The following is a 22,481-nucleotide window of genomic DNA, read 5'->3' on the forward strand; positions in this document are numbered from 1 at the left end:
GTCGCAACGTCGTATCAGCGACTTTCAACCGACTTTTCCACAGGCCCGGCAGCACGGCTGCCGGGCCTGTGGTTTTGTCGGGGGCGTGGGGGCCGTTCCCCGCGGTGGTGCAGCATGAGAGGTGTGCGCCCGTCCGAGGCGCGCACGGGAGCCGGACAACCGGAAAGAGACGGAGAGACGGAGAGGCATGGACAAGCCGAAGGTCGTTCTGGGCGTCACCGGCGGCATCGCCGCCTACAAGGCCTGTGAGCTGCTCAGGCGGCTGACGGAGTCGGGGCACGACGTGCGTGTCGTCCCCACCGCCTCCGCACTGCACTTCGTCGGCGCCGCCACCTGGTCCGCGCTCTCCGGGAACCCGGTCACCACCGAGGTCTGGGACGACGTCCACGAGGTGCCGCACGTCCGCATCGGGCAGCACGCCGACCTGGTGGTCGTCGCCCCGGCCACCGCGGACATGCTGGCGAAGGCGGCGCACGGCCTGGCCGACGACCTCCTCACCAACACCCTGCTCACCGCCCGCTGCCCGGTGGTCTTCGCCCCCGCCATGCACACCGAGATGTGGGAGCACCCGGCCACCCGGGAGAACGTGGCGACCCTGCGCCGACGCGGTGCCGTCGTCATCGAACCGGCGGTCGGCCGCCTCACCGGCGTGGACACCGGCAAGGGCCGGCTGCCCGACCCCGGCGAGATATTCGAGGTCTGCCGCCGGGTGCTGGCCCGGGGCGCGGCCGAGCCCGACCTCGCGGGACGGCATGTCGTGGTCAGCGCCGGCGGCACCCGCGAGCCCCTCGACCCGGTCCGCTTCCTCGGCAACCGCTCCTCCGGCAAGCAGGGCTACGCCCTCGCCCGTACCGCCGCCGCGCGGGGCGCGCGCGTCACGCTGATCGCCGCCAACGCGTCCCTGCCCGACCCCGCGGGGGTCGACGTCGTCCCCGTCGGGACCGCCGTGGAACTGCGTGCGGAAGTGCTGCGCGCCGCCGCCGACGCCGACGCGGTGGTCATGGCCGCCGCCGTCGCCGACTTCCGGCCCGCGGCCTACGCGGCTGGCAAGATCAAGAAGAAGGACGGCCAGGAGCCCGAGCCCGTCACCCTGGTGCGCAACCCGGACGTCCTTGCCGAGATCTCCGCCGACCGGGCCCGCCCCGGGCAGGTGATCGTGGGCTTCGCCGCGGAGACGGACGACGTACTCGCCAACGGCCGCGCCAAGCTGAAGCGCAAGGGCTGTGACCTGCTCGTGGTCAATGAGGTCGGCGAGCACAGGACGTTCGGCTCGGAGGAGAACGAGGCGGTGGTGCTGGGGTCCGACGGCAGCGAGACGCCCGTGGCCCAAGGCCCCAAGGAAGCCCTGGCCGACACGGTCTGGGACCTGGTCGCCGGCCGCCTGGGCTGAACGGGAACATCCGGTGCGCGGGCCGGAAACGCCGCCCGTCGGGGTGTGGCGCCTCTGGCCAACCCGCCTCGACATGGGCAGAATGCCCGTGCCGCAGGTCACGGAGCTCCCGAGAGGCGAGACAGGGGGCCCCGTGGCGAGGCGCGACAGATAAGCTGTTCCACGGACGGCGTGAGGTGCAGCCCCCGCCGCCCGCCAATGATCAGCCAGCAGCCGCTGCAACCCCAGGGAGCGTTGTGTCCCGTCGTCTGTTCACCTCGGAGTCCGTGACCGAAGGTCACCCCGACAAGATCGCTGACCAGATCAGCGACACCATCCTTGACGCACTGCTCCGCGAGGACCCGACCTCGCGCGTCGCCGTCGAGACCCTGATCACCACCGGCCTGGTGCACGTGGCCGGAGAGGTCACGACCAAGGCCTACGCGCCGATCCCGCAGCTGGTGCGGGAGAAGATCCTTCAGATCGGCTACGACTCCTCGAAGAAGGGCTTCGACGGTGCCTCCTGCGGCGTGTCGGTGTCCATCGGGTCCCAGTCCCCGGACATCGCGCAGGGTGTCGACACCGCGTACGAGAGCCGGGTCGAGGGTGCCGCCGCAGGTGGGGAAACGGACGAGCTGGACCGGCAGGGCGCCGGGGACCAGGGGCTGATGTTCGGCTACGCGTCGGACGAGACGCCGACGCTGATGCCGCTGCCGATCTTCCTCGCCCACCGCCTGTCCAAGCGCCTGTCCGACGTGCGCAAGAACGGCACGATCCCCTACCTGCGCCCGGACGGCAAGACCCAGGTCACCATCGAGTACGACGGCGACAAGGCGGTCCGCCTCGACACCGTGGTCGTCTCCTCCCAGCACGCCTCCGACATCGACCTCGAGTCGCTGCTCGCCCCGGACATCCGCGAGTTCGTCGTGGAGCCGGAGCTGAAGGCGCTGCTGGACGAGGGCATCAAGCTGGACACCGAGAAGTACCGTCTGCTGGTCAACCCCACCGGCCGCTTCGAGATCGGCGGACCGATGGGCGACGCGGGCCTCACCGGCCGCAAGATCATCATCGACACCTACGGCGGTATGGCCCGACACGGCGGCGGCGCCTTCTCCGGCAAGGACCCCTCCAAGGTGGACCGCTCGGCGGCGTACGCGATGCGCTGGGTCGCCAAGAACGTGGTCGCGGCCGGCCTGGCCGCCCGCTGCGAGGTGCAGGTGGCGTACGCCATCGGCAAGGCCGAGCCGGTCGGTCTGTTCGTGGAGACCTTCGGCACCGCCAAGGTCGACACCGAGCTGATCGAGCGGGCGATCGACGAGGTGTTCGACCTCCGCCCGGCCGCCATCATCCGCGACCTGGACCTGCTCCGCCCGATCTACGCCCAGACCGCCGCCTACGGCCACTTCGGCCGGGAGCTGCCCGACTTCACCTGGGAGCGCACCGACCGCGTGGACGCGCTGCGCAAGGCGGCGGGTCTGTAGACCGCACGCCCGCACCCATGGCACGTCCGCCGGGGCCCGGCGTCCCTTCGGGGACGCCGGGCCCCGGCGCGTTCCCGGAGGGCGGGAACGCCGCCGGTTGTCAGTCGCGTTTGGTAAGAATGCAAGCGTGAGCAGCGAGAACGGGCAGGTGGACGGTGGTGCGCGGGGCGCCCCGCCGGAACAGCTCGCGCTTATCCGCGAGACCGTGCGCAAGGCGGACACGCCCCGGGCCAAGCCGCGGACCTGGCGGGGTGCCGCGCTCGCCGGGGAACTACCGGTCGCGCGCGTCCTGGTCGACAAGGGCGTGCTGCACCTCGACCGGTACTTCGACTACGCGGTGCCCGAGGAGCTCGACGCCGACGCGCAGCCGGGCGTCAGGGTCCGGGTGCGGTTCGGGGCCGGCCGGCACCGGGTGCGCGAGGGACGCCGCGAGGGCGGGGGGCTGATCGACGGGTTCCTCGTCGAGCGACTCGCCGAGTCCGACTACTCCGGCCCGCTGGCCGCCCTCGCCCAGGTGGTGTCGCCCGAGCCGGTCCTGAGCGAGGAACTGCTGGGGCTGGCCCGCGCGGTCGCCGACCGGTACGCGGGCAGCCTCGCCGACGTGCTTCAGCTCGCCGTGCCGCCGCGCAACGCCCGCGCCGAACGGCGTCCCTCGCCCGCCCCCGCGCCGCCGCCCCCGATACCCGAGCCGGGCTCCTGGGCCCGGTACGAACAGGGGGAGGCCTTCCTCCGGTCGCTGGCCTCCGGCGGCGCTCCGCGCGCCGTGTGGAACGCGCTGCCCGGACCGCTGTGGAGCGAGGAGCTGGCCCGTGCCGTCGCGGCGACGCTGGCCTCGGGGCGCGGCGCGCTCGTCGTCCTGCCGGACGGACGGAGCGTCGCCCGTGTCGACGCCGCGCTCACCGAGCTCCTGGGCAAGGGGCGGCATGCCGTACTGACCGCCGACGCCGGACCCGAGAAGCGGTACGCGCAGTGGCTCGCCGTGCGACGGGGGTCCGTGCGCGCCGTGATCGGCACCCGGGCGGCGATGTTCGCGCCCGTCCAGGATCTCGGGCTGGTCGCGCTCTGGGACGACGGCGACGCCAGCCACAGCGAGCAGCACGCCCCGCAGCCGCATGCGCGAGAAGTGCTGCTGCTGCGGGCGGCGCAGGACAGGTGCGGCTTCCTGCTGGGGAACTGGAGCTGCACGGTGGAGGCCGCCCAGTTGGTCGAGACCGGCTGGGCCGGACCGCTGGTCGCCGGGAGGGACCGGGTACGGGCCGCCGCGCCGCTGGTGCGGACCGTCGGTGACGGGGACCTCGCGCGGGACGAGGCCGCCCGTGCCGCCCGACTGCCGACGCTCGCCTGGCAGGCCGTCAGGGAGGGGCTGCGGCACGGGCCGGTGCTTGTGCAGGTGCCCCGGCGCGGCTATGTCCCCCGGATGGCGTGCGCCGGCTGCCGCACCCCCGCGCGGTGTCGGCACTGCTCGGGGCCGCTGGAGGCGCACGGTGCCGACGATCTGCGGTGCGGGTGGTGCGGGCGCGAGGAGGCCGGCTGGCACTGCCCGGAGTGCGGCGGGTTCCGGCTGCGGGCCCAGGTGGTGGGGGCCCGCCGGACCGCCGAGGAGCTGGGGCGGGCCTTCCCCGCCGTGCCGGTGCGCACCTCAGGGCGCGAGCATGTGCTGGACACGGTGCCGGACGCGCCCGCGCTGGTGGTGAGCACCCCCGGGGCCGAGCCGGTCGCGGAGGGCGGCTACGCGGCGGCGCTGCTGCTGGACGGCTGGGCGATGCTGGGCCGGCCCGATCTGCGGGCCGCGGAGGACGCGCTGCGCCGGTGGATCGGTGCGGCGGCGCTGGTGCGTCCGCAGGCGGCCGGCGGCACGGTGGTGGTGATCGCCGAGCCGACGCTGCGGCCCGTGCAGGCGCTGGTGCGGTGGGACCCGGTGGGACACGCGGTGCGGGAGTTGAGCGAGCGGACCGAGCTGGACTTTCCGCCGGTGTCGCGGATGGCGGCCGTGTCGGGGCCGGGGGAGGCCGTGGCGGAGTTTCTCCGCGCGGTCGAACTGCCGGGGGAGGCGGAGGTGCTGGGACCCGTCCCGCTGTCCCGCACCCCCGTCGGCCGCCCCCGGCGACCAGGCGGTTCGCCGCCCGGGGACCACTGGGAGCGGGCGCTGATCCGGGTACCACCGGGCAGGGGGGCGGCGCTCACCGGCGCACTGAAGTCGGCCCAGGCGGCGCGCATGGCCCGCGGGGGCGACACACCGGTACGGGTGCGGATCGACCCACTCGACATCGGCTGAACGGCGCCGTACTACCGTCGGGTCAGCCGTTGCGGGGGCCCGGGAAGGTCGGGGGAGCGGGGAACGTCGTGGGGCGGGGGTCGTTGCGGAGGGACGAGCTGCTCGCTGTGGGCTGGGTCGGCATGGAACGGGCGGCCGGGACCGTCGGCACGGTGGAGACCCCGGCGCCCACGTTGACCGTGCGGGTCCCCGACGGCTCCGCGGTGCGCTCCGCCTCCACGGCCGGGGCGGTCCGGGCGGCCGAGGCACGGCGGGAGCCGTAGCGGCGGTGCACCGCCTGCTTGGTGACGCCGAGCGCGGAGCCCACCGCGTCCCACGAGAAGCCCAGCGAACGGTCGAAGTCGACGGCCGCGGTGACCAGGGTCTCGACGCTGTCCCGCAGCTCCTGGGCGAGACGGACCGTCGGAGCGGGGGCACGTCCGTAGACGACGAAGCCCGTGGAGGGGCCGGAGCGGCGAGGGCGGTAGACGTTGCCCAGCTGGGCGGTGAGCGTGCGCAGTGCGTCCACCTGCCGGCGGACCCGCTCGATGTCCCGCACCAGCAAGTGCAGGCTGGCGCGAGCCTGGGCGTCGTGGGTTGCGTGGTCGGCCATGAACAAGCCTCTCGAGCCGGCGTTGAAAGGAACGGGCCGCGTCCGGGCCCGATGTGGTCAACTCTTTCTTGACCAACGCGGATTCGCCCCGCGGGTCACGGGATGGGGGCGTGGCGGCATATGCGTGCGCCCCCGTGCGGGAGCGTGCGCCTCGGCTTCGTCCGACGCGTCGGTCCCCCATAGACTGGTGCGCTGCCCGCACCCGTCCCTGCCCGAGAGGCCCGAACCACTCCATGAAGCTCGTCTTCGCCGGTACCCCCGAGGTCGCCGTTCCCGCCCTGGAAGCTCTTCTCGCTTCGGAGCGGCACGAGGTGGCCGCCGTCGTCACCCGGCCCGACGCGCCGGCCGGGCGGGGCCGCAGGCTGGTGGCCTCTCCGGTCGCCGAGCGGGCGCGAGAGGCCGGGATCGAGGTGCTCAAGCCCGTGAAGCCCCGGGACCCGGAGTTCCTGGAGCGGCTGCGCGAGATCGCCCCCGACTGCTGCCCCGTCGTCGCCTACGGCGCCCTGCTGCCCCGGGCCGCCCTCGACATCCCGGAGCGGGGCTGGGTCAACCTGCACTTCTCGCTGCTGCCCGCCTGGCGCGGTGCGGCGCCCGTGCAGCACGCCGTCATGGCGGGAGACGAGATCACCGGTGCGTCCACCTTCCTCATCGAGGAGGGGCTCGACTCCGGGCCGGTCTACGGCACCGTCACCGAGGAGATCCGCCCCACCGACACCAGCGGCGACCTGCTCACCCGGCTCGCCTTCGCCGGTGCCGGGCTGCTCGCCGCGACCATGGACGGCATCGCGGACGGCACCCTGAAGGCCGTACCGCAGCCCGCCGACGGGGTCACCCTCGCCCCGAAGGTCTCCGTCGAGGACGCCCGCGTCGACTGGAACGCCCCGGCCCTGCGCGTCGGCCGGATCGTGCGCGGCTGCACCCCCGCGCCCGGTGCCTGGACCACCTTCCGGGGCGAGCGGCTCAAGCTCGTCCAGGCCGTCCCCGCTCCCGACCGCACGGACCTCGCCCCGGGCCGGGTGTCCGCGGGCAAGAACAACGTGTACGTCGGCACCGGTTCGCACGCCGTGGAGCTGCTGTGGGTGCAGGCCCAGGGCAAGAAGCCGATGCGGGCGGCGGACTGGGCACGCGGCGCGCGGATCGGCGCGGAGGAGACGGTCGGCGCCTGAGCCGAGGCCCCCGGTCCCACCCCGCTCCGGCCCCGCCCCCGGCGACGTAGGCTGGACCGCGCACTTCATCCCACACCCGGAGCACCTTTTTCGTGAGCGACCAGTCCCGTCGGCCCCGCAAGCCCGGCAAGCCCTACCGTCGGCCCAAGAAGGACCCCGTCCGCATCCTCGCCTTCGAGGCCCTGCGGGCCGTGGACGAGCGGGACGCCTACGCCAACCTCGTCCTGCCGCCGCTACTGCGCAGGGCCCGCGAGGGCGGTGACTTCGACGCCCGGGACGCGGCGCTCGCCACCGAGCTGGTGTACGGGACGCTGCGCCGGCAGGGCACGTACGACGCGGTCGTCGCGGCCTGTATCGACCGGCCGCTGCGGGAGGTGGACCCGCCCGTGCTGGACGTGCTCAGCCTGGGCGCGCACCAGCTGCTCGGGACCCGGATCCCCACGCATGCCGCAGTCTCCGCCTCCGTCGAGCTCGCGCGCGTGGTGCTCGGCGACGGGCGGGCCAAGTTCGTCAACGCCGTGCTGCGCAAGGTCGCGCAGCACGACCTCGACGGCTGGCTGGAGCGGGTCGCGCCGCCCTACGACGAGGATCCCGAGGACCATCTCGCCGTCGTGCACTCGCACCCGCGCTGGATCGTCTCCGCGCTGTGGGACTCCCTCGGCGGCGGCCGTGCCGGCATCGAGGAACTGCTGCGGGCGGACAACGAGCGGCCCGAGGTGACCCTGGTCGCCCGTCCCGGGCGCGCCACCCCCGAGGAACTGCTCGGCGAGGAGGCCGCCCTCCCGGGACGCTGGTCGCCGTACGCGGTGCGGCTGAGCGAGGGCGGCGAGCCGGGCGCGATCCCGGCCGTGGCGGACGGCCGGGCCGGAGTGCAGGACGAGGGCAGCCAGCTCGTCGCGCTCGCCGTCGCCAACGCCCCGCTGGACGGGCCGGACCACAGGTGGCTGGACGGCTGCGCCGGCCCCGGTGGCAAGGCCGCGCTGCTCGCCGCGCTCGCCGCCGAGCGGGGCGCCGCCCTGCTGGCCTCCGAGAAGCAGCCGCACCGGGCCGGACTGGTCGCGAAGGCGCTGGCCGGGAACCCCGGGCCGTACCAGGTCGTCGCCGCCGACGGGACCCAGCCGCCGTGGCGGCCCGGCAGCTTCGACCGGGTCCTGGTCGATGTGCCGTGCACCGGGCTCGGCGCCCTGCGCCGCCGGCCCGAGGCGCGCTGGCGCCGCCGGCCGGACGACCTGGACGGCTTCGCCCCACTGCAGCGCGGGCTGCTGCGCGGCGCCCTGGAGGCCGTAAGGGTCGGCGGCGTCGTCGGCTACGCCACCTGCTCGCCGCACCTCGCCGAGACCAGGGCCGTGGTCGCCGACCTGCTCAAGCAGTTCCCGGACACCGAGCTCCTCGACGCCCGGCCGCTGCTGCCCGGAGTCCCGGAGCTGGGCGAGGGCCCCGACGTACAGCTGTGGCCGCATCTGCACGGAACCGATGCCATGTATCTGGCGCTCGTCCGCCGGACCGGCTGACCCCGCCCCGAAGCGGCGGCCTGTCCGCACGCGACCGTATTGGTACCCGACCGATGCCGCCGACCCCCGAAGGGCATGGCAGGCTTGGTGCATGGCCGCGCAGATCAACCCCAGTATTCTGTCCGCCGACTTCGCCCGCCTCGCGGACGAGGCGCGGGCGGTCGCGGGAGCCGACTGGCTCCACGTCGACGTCATGGACAACCACTTCGTCCCGAACCTCACGCTCGGTGTGCCGGTCGTGGAGTCGCTCGCCCGTGCGACGGACACTCCGCTGGACTGCCACCTGATGATCGAGGCCCCCGATCGCTGGGCGCCCCAGTACGTCGAGGCGGGGGCCGGTTCCGTCACCTTCCACGTCGAGGCGGCCGCCGCACCGGTGCGGCTGGCCCGCGAGATCAGGGCCAAGGGGGCGCGGGCCTCCATGGCGCTGAAGCCCGCGACCCCCATCGAGCCGTACGAGGACCTGCTCCCCGAGCTCGACATGCTGCTGATCATGACGGTCGAGCCGGGCTTCGGGGGCCAGGCATTCCTCGACATCATGCTGCCGAAGATCCGCCGCACCCGCGAGCTGATCAGCAAGCACGGCCTGGAGCTCTGGCTGCAGGTCGACGGTGGGGTCTCGGCGTCCACCGTCGAGCAGTGCGCCGACGCCGGCGCCGACGTCTTCGTCGCGGGGTCCGCCGTGTACGGGGCGGCGGACCCGGCCGAGGCGGTCCGCGCACTGCGCCGCCAGGCCGAGGCCGCCACGGGCAGGGCGTCCTGGGCATGCGACCACTGAGCCACGAGAACGTGAACGGCTTTCAGCAGGGCTGATCGACCGCGCCGGATCTGCGAGGATGAACGGCGAATCCAGAATGTGAACAGCAGTGAGGAGAACGCCGTGTCGGGTATGTCGGCGGCGGGCCGTTCAGCCATGCGGATGGGACCCGCTGAGCTGGTGCAGGCGGCGGCCATGGCCCGCCGCTTCTACCTCGAGGGCAAGTCCAAGATCCAGATCGCCGAGGAGTTCGGCGTCAGCCGCTTCAAGGTGGCCCGGGTCCTGGAGACCGCCCTCGAACGGGATCTCGTGCGCATCGAGATCCGTGTGCCCGCCGAGCTGGACGCGGAGCGCTCCGACGCGCTGCGTGCCCGCTACGGCCTGCGGCACGCCGTCGTGGTGGAGTCCCCGGCCGAGGCCGAGGAGACACCCGATCCCGAGAACCTCGGAGAGGTGGCCGCCGACCTGCTCGGCGAGCTGGTCGACGAAGGTGATGTGCTGGGCCTGGCCTGGGGCCGGTCCACCATCCACATGGCGGCGGCCCTGGACCGGCTGCCGCCCTGCACGGTCGTGCAGCTCACGGGCGTGTACGACGCCGGGACCGCCGAGCGCGGCTCGGTGGAGGCCGTACGGCGGGCGGCGCAGGTGTCGGGCGGCGACGCCCACCCCATCTACGCGCCGATGCTGCTGCCGGACGCGGCCACCGCTCAGGCGCTGCGCCACCAGACGGGCATCGCGCGGGCCTTCGAGTACTTCGACAAGGTCACGGTCGCCTGTGTCTCCATCGGATCGTGGGAGCCGGGCATCTCGACGGTGCACGACATGCTCTCGGACGAGGAGCGCGCGCACTACGCCTCGCTCGGGGTCGCCGCCGAGATGTCGGCCCATCTCTTCGACTCCGACGGACGCCGGGTCGGCCGCGACCTGGGTGAGCGGTGCATCACGGTCAAGGCCGACCAGCTCCGCCGGGTCCCCGAGGTCGTCGCGATCGCCGGCGGGCAGCGCAAGGGCCCCGCCATCGACGCGGTGCTGCGCTCCGGGCTCGTCACCAGCCTGGTGACGGACACCTCGGCCGCGGACTACCTGATGGCGGCGGGACCGGCCCCCAGGTCCGCCCTCAACCGCTCGGACCCCGACGGCCCCTGACCGATCCCGACGACGCGTGGGCCCGGGGTGGGCGTGGCAGCGTCGGGCGCATGGTGCCGCGGCTCGTCCCCGTCTGCCTGCCTGCCCGCTCGGCCCCGCGTACCCCGTCACTCGCCGTGGCCCGGACGCTCGGAGATTCCTCCCAGTGCCCGGCGGCACGGCCTGGACGATCCGACCGGAGAAGGCGTTCCGGCCGTCATGGGACAATGAGGTACGTGCTCTTCCCCCTGGCTGACCTGTCCGGGGGCCACCTCTGAACGACTGGGATGTGCAGCACGTGCGTTTCCTCAACGACATCGAGCCCCCGTACGACCTGACGTACGACGACGTCTTCATGGTGCCGAACCGGTCCGCCATCGGTTCCCGTCAGAGCGTGGACCTCAGCTCCCCGGACGGCACGGGCACCACCATCCCGCTCGTCGTCGCCAACATGACGGCCATCGCCGGCCGCCGCATGGCCGAGACGGTGGCCCGCCGGGGCGGTCTCGTGGTCATCCCGCAGGACATCCCGATCGAGGTCGTCACCGAGGTCGTCTCCTGGGTCAAGAGCCGCCACCTGGTCCTCGACACCCCCATCGTGCTCGCCCCGCACCAGACCGTCGCCGACGCGCTCGCCCTGCTGCCCAAGCGCGCGCACAACGCGGGCGTCGTCGTGGACGACGAGCACCGGCCGGTCGGCGTGGTCACCGACACCGACCTGTCCGGCGTGGACCGCTTCACGCAGCTCACCGAGGTCATGTCCCGCGACCTGCTGCTCGTCGACGCCGACACGGACCCGCGCGAGGCCTTCAACACCCTGGACGGTGCCAACCGGCGCTACGCCCCCGCCGTCGACAAGGACGGCCGCCTCGCCGGCATCCTCACCCGCAAGGGCGCCCTGCGGGCCACCCTGTACACGCCGGCCACCGATGCGGGGGGCCGGCTGCGGATCGCCGCGGCCGTCGGCATCAACGGCGATGTCGCGGGCAAGGCCCAGCAGTTGCTGGAGGCAGGCGTCGACACGCTCGTCATCGACACGGCGCACGGGCACCAGGAGTCGATGATCAGCGCGCTGAAGCTGGTGCGCGACCTCGATCCGCAGGTCCCGGTCGCCGCGGGCAACGTCGTCGCCGCCGCGGGGGTGCGCGATCTGATCGAGGCCGGCGCGGACATCGTCAAGGTCGGTGTCGGCCCCGGCGCCATGTGCACCACCCGCATGATGACCGGCGTCGGCCGGCCGCAGTTCTCCGCGGTGCTGGAGTGCGCGGCGGAGGCGAGGAAGTACGGCAAGCACGTGTGGGCCGACGGCGGTGTCCGTCACCCGCGCGACGTCGCGATGGCGCTCGCGGCCGGTGCGTCCAACGTGATGGTCGGCTCCTGGTTCGCCGGGACCTACGAGTCCCCCGGCGACCTCCAGCACGACGCGGACGGCCGCCCCTACAAGGAGTCCTTCGGTATGGCCTCCGCGCGCGCCGTGCGCAACCGCACCTCGGAGGAGTCGGCCTACGACCGGGCCCGCAAGTCGCTGTTCGAGGAGGGCATCTCCACCTCCCGCATGTTCCTCGACCCGGCCCGGCCCGGCGTCGAGGACCTGATCGACTCGGTCATCGCGGGCGTCCGCTCCTCCTGCACGTACGCGGGCGCCGGCTCCCTGGAGGAGTTCGCAGAGAAGGCCGTCGTCGGCGTCCAGAGCGCCGCCGGCTACGCCGAGGGCAAGCCGCTGCACGCCAGCTGGACCTGACCCGCCCCGGCCGATTCCGTACCGGCCCGACCCCACCGGCCCCGTTGTGGACCTCCCAGAAGCGAAGTGAACCGCCCGCAGTGCTGAACGATCTCGACGAACGCATCGTGCACGCCCTCGCCGAGGACGCCCGCCGCTCCTACGCGGACATCGGCCAGCTCGTCGGCCTGTCCGCGCCCGCGGTGAAGCGGCGCGTGGACCGGTTGCGCGCCACCGGTGCCATCACCGGTTTCACGGTACGGGTGGACCCCGCCGCCCTCGGCTGGGAGACCGAGGGGTTCGTCGAGATCTACTGCCGCGGCAACACCTCCCCGGAGACCATCCAGCGGGGCCTGGAGCGCTACCAGGAGGTCGTGTCCGCCTCCACCGTCACCGGGGAGGCGGACGCGGTCGCCCAGGTCTTCGCCGCCGACATGCGGCACTTCGAACGGGTCCTGGAACGGATCGCGGGGGAGCCGTTCGTCGAGCGGACCAAGTCCGTACTGGTGTTGTCACCGCTGCTGCGCCGCTTCTCGTCGGGGTCGCCCACCTAGGCGAGAACCCCGGCTGCGGCTTCGAGGCGAACGCCGACCGGAACATCCTGCATCTGTAACGGATCGGCCATGTCGCGATCCCGGCTGTCCGGCGCCGGCTCAGGCGCAGCGGAGACGCGCTGCCGCCCCCTCGGCCCTCCGCCCCGGAGCCGTGACCGTCCGGTCGGACACGTCGGCCGGACACGGAAACGACGGACCGCATCCGGCTCAGGCGTCTACCATCGGTGTCATGACCTGGCGACATTGATCCACCCCTCGTGCCTCCCGTGGGCCGCCCCGGGCGCCGTACGTCCTCCACGTCCGGTGTCCGAACCGCCTTTACGGGAAGGCCTCATGACTCTCACGCCCACGCGTGCGCCCGACCCCCGCGTCCGACGGCTGACGACCACGCTGTACGGCTACGCGTTCCTCGAAGACTTCGTGCTGCTCTACCCGGTGTACGCGCTGCTGTTCAGCGACACCGGTCTGACGGTCTGGCAGATCTCCTCCCTGTTCGCCCTCTGGTCGGTCGCCGGCGTCCTGCTGGAGGTCCCCTCCGGTGTCTGGGCGGACGCCGTGTCCCGGCGCCTGCTGCTGTGGCTCGGCCCGCTGCTCACCGCCGCCGGCTTCGCCCTGTGGGTGCTGCTGCCCTCCTACGGTGCCTTCGCGATCGGCTTCGTGCTGTGGGGAGCCGGCGGAGCGCTCGCGTCCGGTGCGCTGGAGGCGCTGGTCTACGACGAACTGGAGCGGCTCGACGCGGCCGACCGCTACGCCCGCGTCATGGGCCGCGCCCGCGCGGCGGGACTGGTCGCCGTGATGGCGGCCATGGGGCTCGCCGGTCCGGTGCTGGCCTGGGGCGGCCACACCGCCGTCGGCGCCGCCAGCGTCCTGGGATGCGTGTTGACCGCGGTCACGGCCCTCCGGTTCCCGGAGCACCGCCGCCCGGCGACCGGGCACGAGGGCTGGACCGCGGCCCTGCGCGCCGGGCTCGCCGAGGCCCGGGCCGACCGGTCGGTGCGCGGCGCGCTGCTGCTCGTACCGGCCGTGGGCGCCGTCTGGGGCGCCCTCGACGAGTACACGCCGCTGCTGGTGCGGGACACCGGCGTGGCGGACGAGACGGTTCCCTGGCTGCTCCTGCTGATCTGGGCCGGTGCCACCGCCGGAAGCCTGCTGGCCGGGGAGGGCGAACGCCTCGGCACGACCGGACTCGCGAGCCTGCTCGCGGGCTCCGGGCTCGTCCTGGCCGTCGGCTCCGCCGCGGGCACGACGGCCGGGCTCGTGCTCGTCGCCCTGGCCTTCGGCGGCTTCCAGGCGGCGACCGTACTGGCCGACGCGGGCCTCCAGCGGCGGATCGCGGACACCGGGCGGGCCACCCTGACCTCGGTCGCGGGCCTGGTCACCGAGGTGGCCACGGTCGCGGTGTTCGGCGGCTACGCGGTGATCGCCTCACGCGGCGGACACAGCACGGCCTTCGCCGTGTTCGCGCTGCCGTACCTGGTGACAGCGTTGCTCCTGATGCTCATGAGGCCATTGCGCTCGCCACGCGGCGTCCCGTAGGCCGTGCGCCTCGCCGCCGGCCGGTGACACCGGCCGGCGGCCGCTTCGTCCGCCCGGTCACCCGGGCGTTCGTGGGAGAGCCGAGCGCCGGCTCATCGGCCGGCCCACCACGGTCCGCGCCCGCTTCGTCGCGCTCGCGTTCGCTCCGGTGCTCGCCCCGTCCACGCGGCGGCCCCGGGTGTTTCGCACGGCGGTCTTCACGCAGGTGGAACGGACGGGCAGGACGGCCCCCGGCGTCGCCTCCACCTCCCCGACACGGGCGCCGAACCGGGGGCGTGCAACGAATCGCCGCCGACCCCGCGGCGGACGCAACAGTTCGCTCATGGGCACGCAACGGCTCCTTCTTGTCCGGCCGAGCCGACCGGACGTAGCGTCTGTGCGACCCCCGAAACCCCCGCGTACCGATGAGGAAAACGCATGCGCACCGCCCTGCTCCAGAGCTCCGGACGGCCCGGATCCGTCGCCGAGAACCTCAAGGTCCTCGACGAGGCCGCGGGCCGCGCCGCCGCGGCCGGCGCCGGGCTGCTCGTGACCTCGGAGTTGTTCCTGACGGGGTACGCCATCGGCGACGACATCACGGCGCTCGCCGAGCCCGCCGACGGCGACGCGGCCGACGCGATCGCCCGGACGGCCGCCCGGCACGGACTCGCCATCGCCTACAGCTACCCGGAACGCACCGACGACACGGTCCACAACTCCCTCCAGCTCGTCTCCGCCGACGGCACCCGCCTCGCGAACTACCGCAAGACCCACCTCTTCGGCAGCTTCGAGCACGAGCACTTCACCCCGGGCGACCAGCCGGTCGTCCAGGCCGAGCTCAACGGCCTCACCGTCGGCCTGCTGATCTGCTACGACGTCGAGTTCCCGGAGAACGCGCGCGCCCACGCCCTGGCGGGCACCGACCTCCTCCTGGTGCCCACGGCGCTGATGCACCCGTTCCAGTTCGTCGCCGAATCCGTCGTGCCGGTGCGGGCGTTCGAGAACCAGATGTACATCGCGTACGTCAACCGGGTCGGTCGGGAGGGCGAGTTGGAGTTCGCGGGACTGTCCGCCCTCGCCGGACCCGACGGAGTCGCCCGCACCCGGGCGGGCCGCGGCGAGGAACTCGTCCTCGCCGACGTGGACCCCGCCCTTCTCGCGGCCTCCCGTGAGAACAACCCGTATCTGCGGGACCGCCGCCCCGGCCTGTACGGGCCCCGCGGCTGAACCACGCCTCCCACGACATCTCGAAGACCGTTCGCGCAAGGAGTCCGCACCCCATGACGTCCACGGTGCCCAACGCCGTCGAGCACGCCGACGAGCAGCAGCCGCCGATCACCATGTTCGGCCCGGACTTCCCGTACGCGTACGACGACTTCCTCGCCCACCCCGCGGGCCTCGGCCAGATCCCCGCGACCGAGCACGGTACCGAGGTCGCGGTCGTCGGCGGCGGCCTGTCCGGGATCATCGCCGCCTACGAGCTGATGAAGATGGGCCTCAAGCCCGTCGTGTACGAGGCCGACCGGATCGGCGGCCGACTGCGCACCGTCGGCTTCGAGGGCTGCGACCCCTCGCTCACCGCCGAGATGGGCGCGATGCGCTTCCCGCCGTCCTCCACCGCCCTCCAGCACTACATCGACCTGGTGGGACTCGAGACCCGCCCCTTCCCCAACCCCCTTGCCGAGACGACGCCTTCGACCGTCGTCGATCTCAAGGGCGAGTCCCACTACGCCGAGACGCCCGACGACCTGCCGCAGGTCTACCGGGACGTGGCGGACGCCTGGAACCGCTGCCTGGAGGAGGGCGCCGACTTCTCCGACATGAACCGCGCCCTGCGCGAACGGGACGTCCCGCGCATCCGCGAGATCTGGTCGCGGCTGGTGGAGAGGCTCGACAACCAGACCTTCTACGGTTTCCTCTGCGACTCCGAGGCCTTCAAGTCCTTCCGGCACCGCGAGATCTTCGGCCAGGTCGGCTTCGGCACCGGCGGCTGGGACACCGACTTCCCCAACTCCATCCTGGAGATCCTGCGGGTCGTCTACACCGAGGCCGACGACCACCACCGCGGCATCGTCGGCGGCTCCCAGCAGCTGCCGCTGCGCCTGTGGGAGCGCGAGCCGGAGAAGATCGTCCACTGGCCGTACGGCACATCGCTGAAGTCCCTGCACACCGACGGCGAGCCCCGCCCGGCGGTGACGCGGCTGCACCGCACCGCCGGCCACCACATCACGGTGACGGACGCGAACGGGGACATCCGCACCTACCGGGCGGCCGTCTTCACCGCCCAGTCCTGGATGCTGCTCTCCAAGATCGCCTGCGACGAATCGCTCTTCCCCATCGACCACTGGACCGCCATCGAGCGCACCCACTACATGGAGAGCTCCAAGCTCTTCGTGCCCGTGGACCGGCCCTTCTGGCTGGACGAGGCCGTCGACGAGAACGGGAACCCGACAGGGCGGGACGTCATGTCGATGACGCTCACCGACCGGATGACCCGCGGCACCTACCTGCTCGACGACGGCCCGGACAAGCCCGCCGTCATCTGCCTCTCGTACACCTGGTGCGACGACAGCCTGAAGTGGCTGCCGCTGTCGCCGAACGAGCGGATGGAGGTCATGCTGAAGTCGCTGGGCGAGATCTACCCGACGGTCGACATCAGGAAGCACATCATCGGCAACCCGGTGACCGTCTCCTGGGAGAACGAGCCCTACTTCATGGGCGCCTTCAAGGCCAACCTGCCCGGCCACTACCGCTATCAGCGGCGCCTGTTCACGCACTTCATGCAGGACCGGCTGCCCGAGGACAAGCGGGGCGTCTTCCTGGCCGGCGACGACATCTCCTGGACGGCCGGCTGGGCCGAGGGTGCCGTCCAGACCGCGTTGAACGCGGTCTGGGGCGTCATGCACCACTTCGGTGGAGCGACCGACGCGACCAACCCCGGTCCCGGTGACGTCTACGACGAGATCGCGCCGGTGGAACTCTCCGACGACTGAGCCCCCCGGAGCCCCGGGAGCTCCTTGGCCCTTCCGGAGCCCGTCCGGCTCGCGGCCGCCGGACCGCCCGGGTCAGTCGGGCAGGGGCGTGAGCAGCATGCGTCCGGCGAAGCCGACCGCCATGTCCAGCCGCGCGGCGAACTCCTCGGCGACGTCCGGCAGTCCGCGCAGCGCCCACAGCGCGCGGGCCGCCGTCCAGGCGGCGTCCCGGGCGCGGTCCAGACTCCACGCAGCGAGCAGATGGGTCATCGGGTCGGCGAGCTGGAGCAGGTCGGGACCCGGCATCAGCTCCTCGCGGATGCGTTCCTCCAGCGTGACCAGGAGGTCGCCCACATGGTCGAACTCGTCCTCCACACGGGCGGGTTCGCAGCCGAGCGTACGGCAGGTGTCCACGACGGCGAGCGCCAGGTCGTGGCCGATGTGCGCGTTGATGCCCGCCAGCGCGAACTGCAGCGGACGTACGCCCGGATGGTGGCGGAACTGGAACAGCGGACGCCAGCAGGCCGGTGGGCGGCGGCCCTCGGACACCGCCTCGACGGCGTCCAGATAGCGCTCGGCGAACAGCACGTCCAGGGTGACCGCCGCCCGCTCGTCCGCGAGCAGACCGGTGTCGATGCGCCGGTCCACCTCCGTCGTCACCGCGAGGTAGACGCGGTTGAAGACCGCGATCCCGTCCCGGCGGGGCAGGGCGGAGTCGAGGGCGCGCATCCGGGAGACGACGGTGTCTACGGGGGTGCGGACTTGACGGGCTTGTTCGCATTGCGCCATGAGCGCAGAGTCGCACCTTTAGTGTGGTGCCAGTCGCGGCGGGCCCGACGTTTCCCCGGATCGGGGGAACGCGCCCGTCGTGGGGGAGGGGGAGCAGCACTGTGTCAGGCTCGCGTGCCCAACGCCTGGCCGCCCGGCGGTCCGCGGGCAGAGGCGCGGCCCGGCGCGCCGCCATGGTGGTGGCCGCCTCCCTCGTGGTGGCGGTCGGCACCGCCGCCGGGGTGGTTTCTTCGGTGGATGACGGACGCGGCTCGGACGAGGCACGGCCCGAGGCGACCGCGTCGCCGCGGCTGGAAGCACTGCCCGTCGTGCCGTCGGTGTCGCCGTCGTCCGAGGCGCCGTCCCCCTCCGCGTCGGCCTCTCCCGAGCTCGGTGCGAAAAAGACGAGTACCACGCCGTCCGCGTCGCGCAGCGCGCGGGAGCCGCGGTCGGCCCCGGTGTCCCCCCGGCTCTACCGCCACCCCGAGTCCCAGGTCCTGGACTGGGTGCGGGCCCATCCCGGCGATCCGCGCCGCGTGGTCATAGAGTCCCGCATCGGCGACCAGCCGGCGGCCGTGTGGTTCGCCGACCACTCACCGGACACGGTCACCGCGCGGGTGCGCGCGATCACCTCGGCCGGCGCCGCACGGGGCCGGGTGCCCGTCCTCGTGCCGTACACGATCCCCGACCGCGACTGCGGCGGGCACTCCCGGGGCGGAGCGCCCGACCTGGACGCCTATGACGGCTGGATCGACCGGTTCGCCGCCGGGCTGGGATCCGGCGAGGTCATCGTGATCCTGGAGCCGGACTCCCTCGCCCAGGTCGAATGCCTCTCCGCGGGGCAGCGCGCCGACCGCTTCGCCTCACTGGCCCGCGCCGGACGGGTACTGAAGGAGGCCAACTCCCGGGCCCGCGTCTACTACGACGCCGGGCACTCCGGGTGGAACGCGCCCGCGCGACAGGCCGACTGGCTGAGGCAGGCCGGGGCCGCGTCGGCGGCCTCCTCCGACGGCGTCTTCAGCAACGTCTCCAACTTCCACGACACGGTCGACGAGATCGCCCACAACCGGCAGGTGCTCGACGCGCTCGGCGGCCCGCCCGGCCTGGGCGCGGTGATCGACACCAGCCGCAACGGCAACGGCGCCCCGGCCGACGGCGAATGGTGCGACCCCGCGGGCCGCAAGCTCGGCCGGACCCCGACGCTCAGCACCGGCGAGGCCGGGATCGACGCCTACCTCTGGGTGAAACTGCCGGGGGAGTCGGACGGTTGCAAGGGCGCGCCGGGCACCTTCACCCCGTCGTACGCCTACGACTTGGCGCGCTGAGTGCCCCCGCCGTCCGCCTCGTCCCCGCCGTTCCCGCTCTCGCCGTTCTCGTCGTAGGCGGAGGTGCCTGCGTCGAGCAGCGGCGGCTGGGTCTTGAGATGAGCCGGCGCGAAGGCGCGCAGCGCGTGGTACCCGGTGATGACGACGAGGGTGCCGAGCGCGATGCCGCTGAGCGAGAAGGTGTCGGTGAACTCCATGGTGACGTTGCCGACGCCGATGATGATGCCCGCGGCGGCCGGTACCAGGTTCAGCGGATTGCGCAGGTCCACCTTGGCGTTGATCCAGATCTGGGCGCCGAGCAGGCCGATCATGCCGTACAGGATGACGGTGATCCCGCCGAGCACACCCCCGGGGATCGCGGCCACGACCGCGCCGAACTTCGGGCAGAGGCCGAACAGCAGGGCGAAGCACGCGGCGGCCCAGTACGCGGCGGTCGAGTAGACACGGGTCGCCGCCATCACGCCGATGTTCTCGGAGTAGGTGGTGTTGGGCGGGCCGCCGACGGCGGTGGACAGCATGGAGCCGACGCCGTCGGCGGAGATGGCCGTGCCCAGCTTGTCGTCGAGGTTGTCGCCGGTCATCTCGCCGACGGCCTTGACGTGTCCGGCGTTCTCGGCGATCAGCGCGATGACGACCGGCAGGGCGACGAGGATCGCCGACCACTCGAAGGACGGGCCGTGCAGGTTCGGCAGGCCGATCCAGTCGGCCTGGCCCACGCCGGACAGGTCCAGGCGCCAGTGGTCGGTGACCTTGCCGCTCGCGTCCGCGGAGTGGATCCGGCCGAAGACCAGGTCGAGGACCCAGGAGAGCGCGTACCCGAAGACCAGCCCGAGGAAGATCGCGATACGGGACCAGAAGCCCCGCAGGCACACCACCGCCAGGCCGGTGAACAGCATCACGGACAGGGCGGTCCACTGGTCCTGCGGCCAGTACGTGGCGGCGGTCACCGGCGCCAGGTTGAAGCCGATCAGCATCACCACCGCGCCGGTGACGATCGGCGGCATCGTGGCGTGGATGATCCGCGCCCCGAAACGCCGCACCGCGAGCCCCACCAGGAACAGCGCGGCCCCGACGACGAACACCGCGCCGGTCACGGTGGCGCTCGACCCGCCCTGGGCCCGGATGACCGCGGCGACGCCGACGAAGGAGAGCGAGCAGCCCAGATAGCTGGGCACCCGGCCGCGTGTGGCCAGCAGGAAGACGATGGTCGCGACGCCCGACATCATGATCGCGAGGTTGGGGTCCAGGCCCATCAGCACCGGGGCGACGAAGGACGCCCCGAACATCGCCACGACGTGCTGGGCGCCGAGTCCTGCGGTACGGGGCCAGGAGAGCCGTTCGTCGGGGCGGACCACCGCGCCGGGAGCCGGGGTGCGTCCGTCTCCGTGCAGTGTCCAGCGGACGCCGAGATCCATGGGCTGTCGCTTTCGTCGTTCGTGCAGCGTGTCCGGACCATTGTCGGGGCTGAGCAGGTGTGCTTCGTACACCTGGACGGGCTCACCCCGGCTGTCTGAGCGTCTGCTTAGGATGAGGGTGCGCCGTTGGTTCGTGTAGGCGGCACTCGTCCCCGTACGCACCAGGAGTCCCGCAGTGACCGCCGAAGCCCCGACCGCCCACGCCCTGTCGTACGGTCGGCTGATCCCCGTGACCGTCCACTTCGACGACCTCGACGCGCTGGGGCTGCTGCACAACGCGCGCTATCCGCTGATGGTCGAGCGGGCCTGGACCGAACTGTGGGAGGAGCACGGCATCCGCTTCGAGGGCGACTGGACGGCGGCCGGCGACGCCTGCAACGCGGTCAGGGAACTGCGGATCGGCTACGAGGCCCCGGTGACCCGGACCGGCGCCTACGCCGTCCACCTGTGGCTGGAGCGGCTGGGGACGACCGGGCTGACCTACGGTTTCCGCTTCTGCTCGCGGGACGGGGCGGTGACCTACGCGCGGGGGAGCCGGGCGCTGGTACGGCTGAACGCAAGAACCCTGCGCCCGGCGCCCTGGAGCGAGACGTTCAGGGCCGCGGGCCGGGAACTGCTGCGTCCGGGCGGATGACCTTCACGCGGTCACCGGAGCGCAGCACGCCCGCGAGGCCGGCCAGACCGCACGACAACACGGTGACCAGGACGAACGACACCATCAGACTGGTCGCCTGGGCCAGCAGGCCGATCGCGCTCGGAGCGATCAGGCCCGAGGTGTACGTGATGGTCGCGACGCCCGCGATGGCGAGGCTGGGATTGGTACCACTGCGGCCCGCCGCGGCGAAGCACAGCGGCACCACCACCGCGATGCCGAGGCCCATCAGCGCGAACCCGGCCATCGCCGTCGCGGGGTGCGGGGCGAGGACGATCAGCAGTCCGCCGGTGACGGCGACGACACCGCTCGTGCGCACCGTGCGCACCGCGCCGTAGCGGTCCACCACCCGGTCACCGGCGAGCCGGACGATCGCCATGGTGAGCGTGAACCCGGTGGTGCAGGCCGCGGCGAGCCCCGCCGAGGTCTCCAACCGGTCGCGCAGATAGACCGCCGACCAGTCGAGGCTCGCACCCTCCGCGAAGACCGCGCAGAAGCCGATGGCGCCGATCAGCAGCGCGGAGCGGGGCGGCAGCGCGAACCTCGGCGGCGGCTCCTCGTCCTCGGCGGGCTGCAGATCGAGCACGTGGCCCGCGCCGGCGACGCCCGCCACCGTCAGGACACCGGCCGCGAGCGCGTGGTGCAGCCGGGCGTCCGCGCCGAGGTGCGCGCCGAGTGTGCCGGCCGCCGAGCCGATCAGGGCACCGACGCTCCACATACCGTGCAGCCCGGACATGATCGACCGCTCGAGCCGGTTCTCCACCTCCACCCCCAGGGCGTTCATCGCCACGTCGGACATGCCGGCCGTGGCGCCGTAGACGAACAGGGCCAGGCAGAGCGTCAGCAGGTTCGGGGCGATCGACGGCAGGACCAGCGCGAGCGTCCACAGGGCGATCAGTCCACGCAGCGCGGTGCGGGTGCCGAAGCGGTGGCTGACCCGCCCCGCCAGCGGCATCGCGAGGGACGCGCCGATCGCGGGGAAGGCGAGCGCGAGCCCCAACTGCCCCGGGCTCACGCCGGCATGGTCCTGGATCCACGGCACGCGCGTGGCGAACGAGCCGGTGACGGCGCCGTGCACGGCGAACACGGCGCCCACGGCGTACCGCGCCCTCCGTACCTCGCGCTGCCCGTACACCTCTGCGGTCATGGTCCCGCCCCTCCGGTCGCCGTGGCCCCCATGCGCCGCCGTAAACTATCAGGAAGGCTGCCTGATAGATAAGGGGATTTCCGCCAGTCGCCCGGTTCGTGGCGACCGGTGCCGTACCACTCGGTCCCGCCGGCCGT

General features: G+C 73.0%; 18 protein-coding genes. 14 read left to right on the plus strand and 4 right to left on the minus strand.

The genetic code is table 11. The features are described from left to right. The first annotated feature begins 121 nt into the window (after positions 1-121). The 3 genes from coaBC (at position 122) to AC6F7H_RS25110 (ending at position 5,125) form a co-directional block, all read left to right on the plus strand. Positions 122-1,390 (plus strand): bifunctional phosphopantothenoylcysteine decarboxylase/phosphopantothenate--cysteine ligase CoaBC, encoded by a 1,269-nt coding sequence (gene coaBC, locus AC6F7H_RS25100; RefSeq protein ID WP_500759213.1) that lies wholly within the window; start codon positions 122-124, stop codon positions 1,388-1,390. Positions 1,391-1,626: 236 nt separating this feature from the next. Then, positions 1,627-2,850 carry a methionine adenosyltransferase gene (gene metK, locus AC6F7H_RS25105; RefSeq protein ID WP_500759214.1) on the plus strand — a complete coding sequence of 408 codons (1,224 nt, stop codon included), beginning with the start codon at positions 1,627-1,629 and terminating at the stop codon, positions 2,848-2,850. A 127-nt stretch (positions 2,851-2,977) separates the two neighbouring features. Continuing rightward, positions 2,978-5,125: a primosomal protein N' gene (locus AC6F7H_RS25110; protein WP_500759216.1), complete on the plus strand. Its 2,148-nt coding sequence runs from the start codon at positions 2,978-2,980 to the stop codon at positions 5,123-5,125. A 22-nt stretch (positions 5,126-5,147) separates the two neighbouring features. On the opposite strand, the gene AC6F7H_RS25115 is transcribed toward AC6F7H_RS25110, so the two are convergent. Further along, a complete protein-coding gene (locus tag AC6F7H_RS25115) occupies positions 5,148-5,717 on the minus strand; it encodes a hypothetical protein (RefSeq protein ID WP_500759217.1) in 570 nt (189 codons plus the stop codon). A 233-nt stretch (positions 5,718-5,950) separates the two neighbouring features. Between AC6F7H_RS25115 and fmt the strand changes: the two genes are divergently transcribed. From fmt to AC6F7H_RS25160, 9 genes are all read left to right on the plus strand, one after another. Beyond that, the gene (gene fmt, locus AC6F7H_RS25120; RefSeq protein ID WP_500759218.1) at positions 5,951-6,883 is read left to right on the plus strand and encodes a methionyl-tRNA formyltransferase; all 933 of its coding nucleotides are present in this window, start codon (positions 5,951-5,953) and stop codon (positions 6,881-6,883) included. Between the two features lie 92 nt (positions 6,884-6,975). Next, positions 6,976-8,394: an RsmB/NOP family class I SAM-dependent RNA methyltransferase gene (locus AC6F7H_RS25125; protein ID WP_500759220.1), complete on the plus strand. Its 1,419-nt coding sequence runs from the start codon at positions 6,976-6,978 to the stop codon at positions 8,392-8,394. A 91-nt stretch (positions 8,395-8,485) separates the two neighbouring features. Then, positions 8,486-9,172: a ribulose-phosphate 3-epimerase gene (rpe, locus tag AC6F7H_RS25130; protein WP_500759222.1), complete on the plus strand. Its 687-nt coding sequence runs from the start codon at positions 8,486-8,488 to the stop codon at positions 9,170-9,172. A 78-nt stretch (positions 9,173-9,250) separates the two neighbouring features. Further along, positions 9,251-10,297, plus strand: coding sequence for a sugar-binding transcriptional regulator (locus AC6F7H_RS25135; protein ID WP_109379439.1), 1,047 nt, complete (start codon positions 9,251-9,253; stop codon positions 10,295-10,297). 277 nt (positions 10,298-10,574) lie between these two features. Continuing rightward, positions 10,575-12,017: a GuaB1 family IMP dehydrogenase-related protein gene (locus AC6F7H_RS25140; protein WP_500762037.1), complete on the plus strand. Its 1,443-nt coding sequence runs from the start codon at positions 10,575-10,577 to the stop codon at positions 12,015-12,017. An 80-nt stretch (positions 12,018-12,097) separates the two neighbouring features. After that, complete coding sequence (locus AC6F7H_RS25145; protein ID WP_109379437.1) at positions 12,098-12,550, plus strand: Lrp/AsnC family transcriptional regulator; 453 nt, start codon at positions 12,098-12,100, stop codon at positions 12,548-12,550. 333 nt (positions 12,551-12,883) lie between these two features. After that, positions 12,884-14,086 carry an MFS transporter gene (locus tag AC6F7H_RS25150; RefSeq protein WP_500759224.1) on the plus strand — a complete coding sequence of 401 codons (1,203 nt, stop codon included), beginning with the start codon at positions 12,884-12,886 and terminating at the stop codon, positions 14,084-14,086. Positions 14,087-14,503: 417 nt separating this feature from the next. Next, positions 14,504-15,292, plus strand: a complete 789-nt coding sequence (locus AC6F7H_RS25155) for a carbon-nitrogen hydrolase family protein (RefSeq protein ID WP_500759225.1) — start codon at positions 14,504-14,506, stop codon at positions 15,290-15,292. 53 nt (positions 15,293-15,345) lie between these two features. Further along, the gene (locus AC6F7H_RS25160; RefSeq protein ID WP_500759226.1) at positions 15,346-17,058 is read left to right on the plus strand and encodes a flavin monoamine oxidase family protein; all 1,713 of its coding nucleotides are present in this window, start codon (positions 15,346-15,348) and stop codon (positions 17,056-17,058) included. Positions 17,059-17,130: 72 nt separating this feature from the next. Here AC6F7H_RS25160 and AC6F7H_RS25165 read toward each other — a convergent pair whose 3' ends face one another. Further along, entirely contained in the window at positions 17,131-17,826 is a 696-nt protein-coding gene (locus tag AC6F7H_RS25165; protein WP_500759227.1) for a DUF5995 family protein, read from the minus strand. A gap of 173 nt (positions 17,827-17,999) precedes the next feature. On the opposite strand from AC6F7H_RS25165, the gene AC6F7H_RS25170 reads away from it, so the two are divergent. Continuing rightward, positions 18,000-19,130: a glycoside hydrolase family 6 protein gene (locus AC6F7H_RS25170; protein ID WP_500762039.1), complete on the plus strand. Its 1,131-nt coding sequence runs from the start codon at positions 18,000-18,002 to the stop codon at positions 19,128-19,130. On the opposite strand, the gene AC6F7H_RS25175 is transcribed toward AC6F7H_RS25170, so the two are convergent. Continuing rightward, complete coding sequence (locus AC6F7H_RS25175; RefSeq protein WP_500759228.1) at positions 19,112-20,545, minus strand: uracil-xanthine permease family protein; 1,434 nt, start codon at positions 20,543-20,545, stop codon at positions 19,112-19,114. The genes AC6F7H_RS25170 and AC6F7H_RS25175 overlap by 19 nt on opposite strands. Before the next feature lie 175 nt (positions 20,546-20,720). Here AC6F7H_RS25175 and AC6F7H_RS25180 point away from each other — a divergent pair, with 175 nt between their 5' ends. Then, positions 20,721-21,179, plus strand: a complete 459-nt coding sequence (locus AC6F7H_RS25180) for an acyl-CoA thioesterase (RefSeq protein WP_500759229.1) — start codon at positions 20,721-20,723, stop codon at positions 21,177-21,179. Here AC6F7H_RS25180 and AC6F7H_RS25185 read toward each other — a convergent pair. Beyond that, positions 21,139-22,344, minus strand: a complete 1,206-nt coding sequence (locus AC6F7H_RS25185) for an MFS transporter (protein WP_500759230.1) — start codon at positions 22,342-22,344, stop codon at positions 21,139-21,141. The genes AC6F7H_RS25180 and AC6F7H_RS25185 overlap by 41 nt on opposite strands. Positions 22,345-22,481 lie beyond the last annotated feature (137 nt).

It is taken from the genome of Streptomyces sp. MMS24-W38, from assembly GCF_059889265.1.

Coding starts and splice junctions, on each gene's coding strand:
- rpe (WP_500759222.1), top strand. CDS start 8,486: ATGGCCGCGCAGATCAACCCCAGTATTCTGTCCGCCGACTTCGCCCGC.
- AC6F7H_RS25155 (WP_500759225.1), top strand. CDS start 14,504: ATGCGCACCGCCCTGCTCCAGAGCTCCGGACGGCCCGGATCCGTCGCC.
- fmt (WP_500759218.1), top strand. CDS start 5,951: ATGAAGCTCGTCTTCGCCGGTACCCCCGAGGTCGCCGTTCCCGCCCTG.
- AC6F7H_RS25185 (WP_500759230.1), bottom strand. CDS start 22,344: ATGACCGCAGAGGTGTACGGGCAGCGCGAGGTACGGAGGGCGCGGTAC.
- AC6F7H_RS25115 (WP_500759217.1), bottom strand. CDS start 5,717: ATGGCCGACCACGCAACCCACGACGCCCAGGCTCGCGCCAGCCTGCAC.
- AC6F7H_RS25165 (WP_500759227.1), bottom strand. CDS start 17,826: ATGGCGCAATGCGAACAAGCCCGTCAAGTCCGCACCCCCGTAGACACC.
- AC6F7H_RS25175 (WP_500759228.1), bottom strand. CDS start 20,545: ATGGATCTCGGCGTCCGCTGGACACTGCACGGAGACGGACGCACCCCG.
- AC6F7H_RS25170 (WP_500762039.1), top strand. CDS start 18,000: ATGGTGGTGGCCGCCTCCCTCGTGGTGGCGGTCGGCACCGCCGCCGGG.
- AC6F7H_RS25160 (WP_500759226.1), top strand. CDS start 15,346: ATGACGTCCACGGTGCCCAACGCCGTCGAGCACGCCGACGAGCAGCAG.
- AC6F7H_RS25150 (WP_500759224.1), top strand. CDS start 12,884: ATGACTCTCACGCCCACGCGTGCGCCCGACCCCCGCGTCCGACGGCTG.